The organism is Halomonas sp. BC04 (assembly GCF_000568385.1).
The window spans coordinates 1-8,212 of the sequence record NZ_AZQX01000345.1 but is presented as its reverse complement, the minus strand read 5'-3'; the positions used below and the strand labels follow the sequence as shown (position 1 = coordinate 8,212).

Below are 8,212 nucleotides of genomic sequence, written 5' to 3'. Positions count from 1 at the left end.
TGCGGGTGGTGGTCAGGGTCGAGGCGCCCTGGCGCGATGCGCGGCCCCCCGACCGCCCTCCCTTGCAGCGCGACATGTATACCGAGTGCGCCTGTCGGCGCCGAGTTCCGAACTGCGACTGGTGGTGCCGGCGTCGGCGCTCCACCAAGGCGAGCTCTATCTAGTCGACGGGCAGGACCGCCTGGTACGTCGCCCGGTCTCGGTGGCTTTCCAGCAGGGGGATCTGGCGGTGATCGAGGCAGGCCTCACCCAGGTGAGCGGGTCGTTGTCGACGACCTGCAGCCGGCTATCGAAGGCATGGCGCTCTCCGTGCGCCGGGACGAGGCCACTGAGGCGCGCCTGGCCGCCCGGGCTTGGGGCGACGCAGTGTCGGGAGAGCAGCCATGATTCGCTGGTTTGCCGCTCACCCTACCGCCGCCAATCTGCTGCTGATACTGCTGCTGGCCGCCGGGCTGTTCGCCGCACCCCACCTCAAGCGTGAAACCTTCCCCGATTATCGTCCGGTGGAAGTGTCGGTAGAGGTGGTTTATCGCGGGGCCAGCGCTGCTGACGTGGAGGACGCCGTGTGTCGGCGCCTGCACGATGCCGTGAAGAGCGTGGAGTTTCTCGATGAGTTCAGCTGTGCGGCCCAGGACAATCTGGCCAGTGCCACGGCAACCATGTCTGCCGGGGGTGATGCCATCCGCTTCCTCAATGAGATTGACACTGAGGTGAGCGCCATCACCGAGCTGCCAGCCCGTGCCGACTCCCCTGTAGTGCTGGAGCTTCACCGCAGCGACCTGGTGGCGGCGGTAGCGGTATCCGGCGACATGCCGACCCGCCAGCTCGAGGATTACGCCCTGCGCCTGGAAGAGCGCATCATGACGCTGCCCGGCGTGGCCAAGGTGGCGATCCACGGCATGTCCCAGCGCCAGTGGCAGGTGGAAGTGCCCCGCGAGGTGCTGGGGCAGCACGGCCTCTCGGCGCAAGAACTGGCGCGGCGGGTGGCCGGCCAGAGTCTCGACCTGCCGCTGGGTACCCTGGAAACCGCCGACCAAGACATCCTGCTGCGTTTTACCGACCAGCGCCGCTCCCCGGCCGAGCTGGCTGAGCTGGTGGTGGCCTCCGACGCCGGGGGCGGTGAGCTGACTTTGGGGGAGCTGGCCACCATCACCGAAACCGGCGAGCGAGCCGAAGAGCAGATCCGCTTCAACGGCGAGCAGGCGCTGGTGCTGGAGGTGAGCAAGGCGTTGCGTGACGATGCCTTGACGGTCAAGGAGCGTCTTGACTCACTGCTCGAGGCGGAGCGTCGGCGTTTCGCTGGCGGCGTCTCGCTGACGCTGACCCAGGATGCGACCAGTATCGTCCGCGACCGCCTGCAGATGCTGGTGAACAACGGCCTGATGGGTCTGGTGCTGGTCGTGCTGGTGATGAGCCTCTTCTTCCGCCCGCGGCTGGCGCTGTGGGCGGTGCTGGGGCTGCCGGCCGCCTTCATGGGGGCCTTTATCGTCATGGCCCTGACCGGGCTGTCGATGAACATGATCACCCTGGTAGCGCTGCTGATGTCCATCGGTATCGTCATGGATGACGCCATCGTGATCACCGACAACATCGCCGCCCACGCCCTGGAGGCCGCCACGCCGCTGGAGGCGGTGGTGGCGGGTACGCGGCAGGTGCTCCCGGGGGTACTCTCCTCCTTTCTCACCACGGTGGCGGTATTCGCCCCGCTCTCCTTTCTGGCCGGCGAGCTGGGAGCGGTGCTGCAGGTGCTGCCGGTGGTGCTGATCGCCGCCTTGGCTGCGAGCCTCGTCGAGGCGTTCTGGATACTGCCCCACCATCTCAAGGGCAGTCTCAAGGGCAGCGTGGGGAGGTTGGCCGACGGTCAGGACTCCCGCTTTCGGGCCGCCTTCGAGAGACGCTTTTCCGGGTTTCGCGAGGCCGTCGGGCGCTTGGCCGATCGGGCGATACGATTTCGCCATGCGGTATTGGGCCTTGTCTTCACGGTGATTCTGGCATCCGCCGGTTTCATGGCCGGGGGGCATGTGGGCAGTGAGGCGATGCCGGATATCGATGGCGATGTACTGGAGGCCCGTATCCTGATGCCGCAGGGCACGTCACTGTCGCGCACCGAGGCGGTGGCCGAGCGGGTCGAGGCGGCGATACGCGAGCTCGATACGCGTTACTCGCCTGAGCAGCCGGGCGGTGCCCCTCTGGTCGAGGCGATTCAGGTGCGCTTCAACCACAACCCCAGCGCCCGGGAAGCCGGTCCCCATGTGGCTACTGTCATCGTCGACCTGCTGACCGCCGAGCGGCGCCGGGTGACCCTGGATGAACTGACCGCTGCCTGGCGGGAGGCCATTGGTGAGATCGAGGGGCTGCAGCGGCTGATCATTCAGGAGCCCGGCTTTGGCCCTGCCGGGGTTCCGGTGGAGGTGCGCCTGGCCGGAGAGAACCTGGAGGCCATGAAGTCGGCAGCGCTGGAGCTTGGCGCTCATCTCGATGGCTATGCGGCCGTTTACAACGTCATCGATGACCTGCGCCTGGGCAAGCCCCAACTGACCTTCTCGATGGCCGAGGGTGCCCATGGCCTGGGCCTGACCGCCAATGAAGTGGCCGGCCAGCTGCGCGCGGCGCTGCTGGGTGAGATCGCCGACACCCAGCGCATCGGCGATCAGGAGATCGAGGTGCTGATTCGCCTGGCCGAAGCGGACAGGACTTCTCTAGACGACCTGGCCGACATGACCATCGCCTTGCCGGACGGTCGCCGGGTGCCCCTGGAGGTCGTTGCCAACGCCCAGGAGCGGCGCGACTGGGCGCGTATCACCCGCATCGATGGGCAGCGTACCGTCACCGTGGAGGCCAACGTGGATGCGCGGCAGGCCAGCGGCCAGGCCATCGTCGAAGATATCGTCGGCAGCGGTTGGCTGAACGAATTCCGCGAGCGTCATCCCGAGGTGGAGCTCACCTTTGAGGGGCAAGTGGCCAGCTCCGCCGAGACCGGCGGCTCCATCGGCCGCGGCCTGCTGATCGGCCTGGTGGGCATCTTCGTGATCCTCTCCTTCCAGTTCCGCAGCTATGTCGAACCGCTGATCGTGATGCTCGCAATTCCATTGGCCTTCATCGGTGCGATCTGGGGACATGTGCTGATGGGCTATTACCTCTCCATGCCGTCATTGATCGGTGCGGCATCGCTGGCCGGCATTGTGGTCAACAACGCCATCCTGCTGATCCACTTCATCAAGACCCATCGCGAGCGCGGGCTGGATGCCGTAGCAGCCGCCGGCCAAGCCAGTCGCGACAGGCTGCGCGCCATCCTGATCTCGTCCACCACCACCATCGCCGGCCTGCTGCCGCTGCTGGCCGAGACCAGCACCCAGGCGGCGGCCATCAAGCCGCTGGTAATTTCGGTGGTATTCGGACTGCTAAGCGCCACCGTGCTGGTGTTACTAGTGATCCCGGCGCTCTACGTGCTGTTCGACGACTGGGGGTGGGTTCAGGCGACCGAGCCATCAGCAGGATAGCTGGCACGGGAAACCCGCTAATACTTGCTCATCACAACAGGAAATAACCATGATCTTATGCAAATACAGTACCAGGACCGTTCTGCTGCTTGCCCTAACTGCCCTGCCTACTTGGCTCATGGCGGAGGAAAATAACGTTCAAGAAACATCGAAGGAGAGTAATGGTACTAGCGAGGAGCTGGTGCTTCGCTCCATCATGCGCGAACTCGACGAAAACATGCGCGAGGTTGTCGGAGCCATTTCCCGGGAAGGCTGGGGTCAGGTAGCGGAAATCGCGCCTCTAATCGCGGACCATCCCGAACCACCGTTCACCGAAAAGACACGCATTTTGCGCTTTCTTGGGGCCGACTCTGCCCGTTTCGTGGGACATGACAGGCAGGTGAATGAAGTCGCGATGGAAATGGGCGAAAAGGCGCGTCAGGAAGATGGCGAAGCAGTAATTGAAGCGTTTTCTCGGATGCAGAAGCACTGTCTAGCCTGCCATCAGGAGTTTAAGGAAGGGTTCAGGGCACATTTTTACGCCGAATAAAGGAACCCTCGGCCCAACAACAGGAAGCTGAAGCCCACGCTTCAGAAGCGTGACTTTGCTCGACTCGAGATCAACTGAAGCCGGAGCTCCTGACGGGCCTATATCGGCGTAGACGCAGTTATCGGAATGACTCGCAGTCTTGCAGCCATATCGGCAAAGTAACCATGACAGGCACTCTGGTCCGCGATGACAACAAATCAGCAGTTTCTTACAACTTCCTGGGCTGTTGTCTTTCTATGAACAATGCTTCTAGCTGACAGGAAGGCATCGGTTTTCCATAGTAGTAGCCTTGCACCACATGGCAACCTTCCTGGCGGAGCCATTCGACCTGTGCAGCCTGTTCGACACCTTCAGTGATGACCTTGATATCGAGCCTACGCGCCAGGGTGATCACCGAAGAGACGATGGCCTGATCGGCAGGGTGAGTGACAATGTCGGCAATGAACGATTTGTCGATTTTCAGTGTATCGAGAGGTAGGTCGCGCAGGTAGCGTAGGCTGGAGTAGCCAGTTCCGAAATCGTCCATGGCCAGGCGCACACCGAGAGTTTGCAGCCCCTCCAGCATCGGCCGGACATGCTCGATCTGCTCCATCATGACGGTTTCCGTGATTTCTATCTGCAGGTGGGCGGGGTCCAGGCCATAGCGTGTCAGCGCGTCGCGGATCAGCACCGTGGTACGGGCGGGATCGCACTCTTTGACTGATAGGTTGATCGAGACTGGAAGGTTGAAACCCTGCTGCTGCCAGGCTGCCGCCTGGGCGATGGCGTGGTCAATCACCCACTCGCCGATCGGCAGGATCAGCCTGATTCCTCTGCCTGAGGAATGAACGCGTCTGGGAGGATCATGCCGCGCTGGGGGTGATGCCATCGAATCAGGGCTTCGGCGCCAACGATGGCACCGTTTCGCGTATCGATGATCGGCTGGTAGTGCAGCGTGAACTGCTCTTGTTCCAGGGCCTGGCGCAGATCATTCTCGATGGAGAGCTTCGCTGAGGCGTGCTGTGACATCGCCGATGAGAATAGAGAGACTTGATGGCGGCCGGCGGCCTTGGACTGGTACATGGCGGCATCGGCGTGCTTGAGAAGAGTCTGGCTATCCTTCCCATGTTCGGGGAACAGGCTGATGCCAATGCTGGTGGAAATGAAGAGGGAATGGCCCTGCACGTTGAATGGCGATTCCAATACGTCGATGAGCTTTTGGGCTACCTTGCCTGCGTCACCGGCTCCTTGAACTCCGTCCAACAGGATTACGAATTCATCACCGCCGAAGCGTGCGATGGTGTCATTGCCGCGTAGACAGCGCTTGAGGCGCTTAGCCACCTGGCGAAGCAACTCATCCCCAATGCCATGTCCCAGGCTGTCGTTAATAACCTTGAAGCGGTCGAGGTCCAGAAACAGAACCCCCAGGGAGGTCTGTGAGGCCGTGTCGGTGAGCTGTGTCAGCTTCTGATGCAGTTGGTAACGATTGGCCAGGCCGGTCAAGGGGTCATGGGTCGCCTGGTGAAGAAGATGGCGCTCGGCGCGCTTACGCTCGGTAATATCGTGGAGAATGCCGATATAGTGCGTGCTGGTGCCCGCGTGATTTTCAACCGGGGAGACGAACAGCTCGACCCAGCGTGTCTCCCCCTCGCTGGGTGTGAACGAGAGCACCGTGTAGCCTTCGCAACGGGACCCCACCGCCTGTTGAATATGTTGCATGCAGCTCGAATTCCAGGCGCCATCGTGCTGGCACAAGCAGGGGATTGTGTCGCTCGAGCTATGCTGCAGACCGGTCAGCCGCCTGAACGCAGCATTGGCGTAGATGATTGGAAAGCCGCTCTTCTGGATATCTACGATGAAGATCCCGTTGGTGCTGGAATCCATCGCCCGCTCGCGCAGCTTGCTGCGTGCCTCGGCTTTCGCCTGTGCCTGTTTCTCAGCATATATATAGCTGTCAATTGCGAGGCAGATGTCGAAGGTGATGATCTTGAAGAGGGAGTCGATAGTCTGCGCAGGCGACTCGTCACGCCTTTCGCACTCGTCGAGAAGCGTCGGCAGCAGGCTGGCAATGTACTTGCGGTACGCACCGATGTACCACTTGGCTCCAGGCCGATGCGCTGATGGACCAGGCCGACGTTGACACGGTTTTGCACGTACTGCCAGTCCGGCGCGTCAGCGAGTAGCCGCTGGAAATACTGCCCATGGGCGCTGCGCAGTCGCTTGAGCACTTCGGGATCGGTGAGCAGCGAGCGGGTATCAGCGAAGCTCAGCAGGTGTTCGTAGAAGCCGTCCGCCTGATCGTCCCATGCCGCCTTCAATGGGGTTTGCAATTGTGCGAGCCGTTTCCGATCCGCCGTACCGATTTCGAGAAAGGCCCGGCGCTCGGCTATCTCTGAGTGGTCGATACCCATGGCGTGGGCGAGGGATTCGATCTGCAGGTGCTGGTTCATGAGTCAGTGGCCAGGGCTGGTATTGCCCGTGTCGTCGTTCTGGTAGCGTCGATGCCGGCGAGAGAGGCACTGCGCTGTGTGTCGGGCCGATACTTGCGCATGATGTACCGCAGCCGTTTCATGACATCCAAGTTGGCGGCCTCCATCCTGGCCAGCGCTTGCATTGCATCGTCGATGTGACCGGCGTGGAAATTGGCGACGGCTTCGATGGCCTGCTGATGAACTTCCCGATGTGGCTGCTCAAGGGCACGGAAATCGTCATCATCGCGGAACTGGGCACTGCCGGTTCCTGCATAGTACCAGCGGCCCAGGGCGCATTGGGTTTCATCCGGCAGATCCGCAACGGTCTTCTGCGACAAGCCCATGAAGATGCGATACACCTCCAGCTTGATCTCCAGCTCTTCCAGGTTTGCCAGCTCGACCTCGCTGAGCATGGCTGAGAACGAGAGCGTCTGGCTGCTCTCGCGGGTTAAGGTCAGCAGCTGCTCAGTGCGCTGCATGACCTGGCTGGCTTCCGTGCTCAGGCGCTCGGCCTTGCGCGCGTTATCGTCCATCATGCCATCGACATTGTCCGCCTGGCTGAGGATGTTGCCGTTCAGCTCGCCGATCTCGACGGTAGCACTACTGGTACGTGAGGCAAGGTTGCGTACTTCGGTGGCAACTACGGCAAACCCGCGCCCGGAGTCACCGGCTCGGGCCGCTTCGATGCTTGCGTTGAAGGCCAGCAGAGTCGTCTGCATGGAGATTTCTTCGATAACGCTCACAAAGCTGCCGATGTTGCCAGCATCGCCACGCAGTGAGGTGACCTGATCGGCGGCCTGGCTGATGCGCTGGTTAAGGGTGCGAAGTTCGCTGACCATGGCATTCAGCGCCTCTTGGCTTCGAAGCGATTCGCTGGCGGTGAAGTCGGTAACGGTCTGGCTACTGATGAGAAGGTCGGAGAGTTCTGTAAAAGATTCGCGCAGGGCGACCACCGAGTCGCCGAAGCCGGTAAGATTTTGAAACAGATGTTGATGGACTCGCTGTTCACCTTCCAGTTTGAGGATACGCGCCTGAAGCCGGTCACGCTCGGTGATAATGGCGGTAATATCCTGAACTGGATTAGACGCTGAGTTTGTAGTCTTACGTTTCCATAATTGCATGAATGCTCCAATCGTACGTTATGTAGTCGACGTAGACCGCAGTGGGGTGGCCACGACGATCTTTCTTCTTTTTGAGGCCTCCTCGCAAAGATGAGTTAAGTTCTCATTCTCATCATGCAATGGCTATGCCATGAATTTTCTACTTTAAAATCAAGACTTTGAAAGTATTGTGGTTTTTTATACCCATGTCGGATAGGGTGATAATTACCTTTTAGGGTAAAAATGACCACGATCAGGTTTATCAATTTATGTGACGGGATTGCCCATAATCTAAGTAGATTTTTACCTTCCCTTGCGCTGCTAAAGCCTATAATGTTCGTTTATTTTCCCCGGCAAGCCCATCAGCTTGGATGTATAAAGCGTACGCAAACTATTCTTCTTGCAGCAGTAATTCATGTAATTTCTTTTCGCTAATTATTTCTATTGTATGCGAAAATACTTGTATGGCGCCGCACTCACGAAGCACTAGAAGTTTTCGAGACAAGGTCTCCGGTGACATGGCTAACTGATCAGCCAGCCAGCGCTTGGAAAAGGTAAGCACAAAAGCCCATTGTCTTCCCTTATGATTTATAGGACGTTGGCGAAAGATATAGCTAATGAGGCGTGCCATGG

At 60.1% G+C, this 8,212-nt stretch carries 4 protein-coding genes and 1 pseudogene; 2 read left to right on the top strand and 3 right to left on the bottom strand.

Going from position 1 to position 8,212, the window contains the following annotated elements; translation table 11 throughout:
- Nucleotides 1-383 precede the first annotated feature (383 nt).
- Nucleotides 384-3,500 carry an efflux RND transporter permease subunit gene (locus Q427_RS23075; protein WP_043517581.1) on the top strand — a complete coding sequence of 1,039 codons (3,117 nt, stop codon included), beginning with the start codon at nucleotides 384-386 and terminating at the stop codon, nucleotides 3,498-3,500.
- 49 nt (nucleotides 3,501-3,549) lie between these two features.
- Entirely contained in the window at nucleotides 3,550-4,029 is a 480-nt protein-coding gene (locus Q427_RS23070; protein ID WP_043517580.1) for a cytochrome c, read from the top strand.
- 208 nt (nucleotides 4,030-4,237) lie between these two features.
- On the opposite strand, the pseudogene Q427_RS34700 reads toward Q427_RS23070, so the two are convergent.
- The 3 genes and pseudogenes from Q427_RS34700 to Q427_RS30585 all read right to left on the bottom strand — a co-directional run.
- Nucleotides 4,238-6,419: pseudogene (locus Q427_RS34700) on the bottom strand (putative bifunctional diguanylate cyclase/phosphodiesterase).
- A 35-nt stretch (nucleotides 6,420-6,454) separates the two neighbouring features.
- Nucleotides 6,455-7,600 carry a methyl-accepting chemotaxis protein gene (locus Q427_RS35690; RefSeq protein WP_081786172.1) on the bottom strand — a complete coding sequence of 382 codons (1,146 nt, stop codon included), beginning with the start codon at nucleotides 7,598-7,600 and terminating at the stop codon, nucleotides 6,455-6,457.
- Nucleotides 7,601-7,970: 370 nt separating this feature from the next.
- The coding region (locus Q427_RS30585; protein ID WP_081786171.1) for a helix-turn-helix domain-containing protein at nucleotides 7,971-8,212 on the bottom strand (242 nt) is incomplete at its 5' end.

What these genes read in the sequence shown, in the direction of transcription:
- Q427_RS23075 (WP_043517581.1), top strand. Translation starts at nt 384, where the DNA reads ATGATTCGCTGGTTTGCCGCTCACCCTACCGCCGCCAATCTGCTGCTG.
- Q427_RS23070 (WP_043517580.1), top strand. Translation starts at nt 3,550, where the DNA reads ATGATCTTATGCAAATACAGTACCAGGACCGTTCTGCTGCTTGCCCTA.
- Q427_RS35690 (WP_081786172.1), bottom strand. Translation starts at nt 7,600, where the DNA reads ATGCAATTATGGAAACGTAAGACTACAAACTCAGCGTCTAATCCAGTT.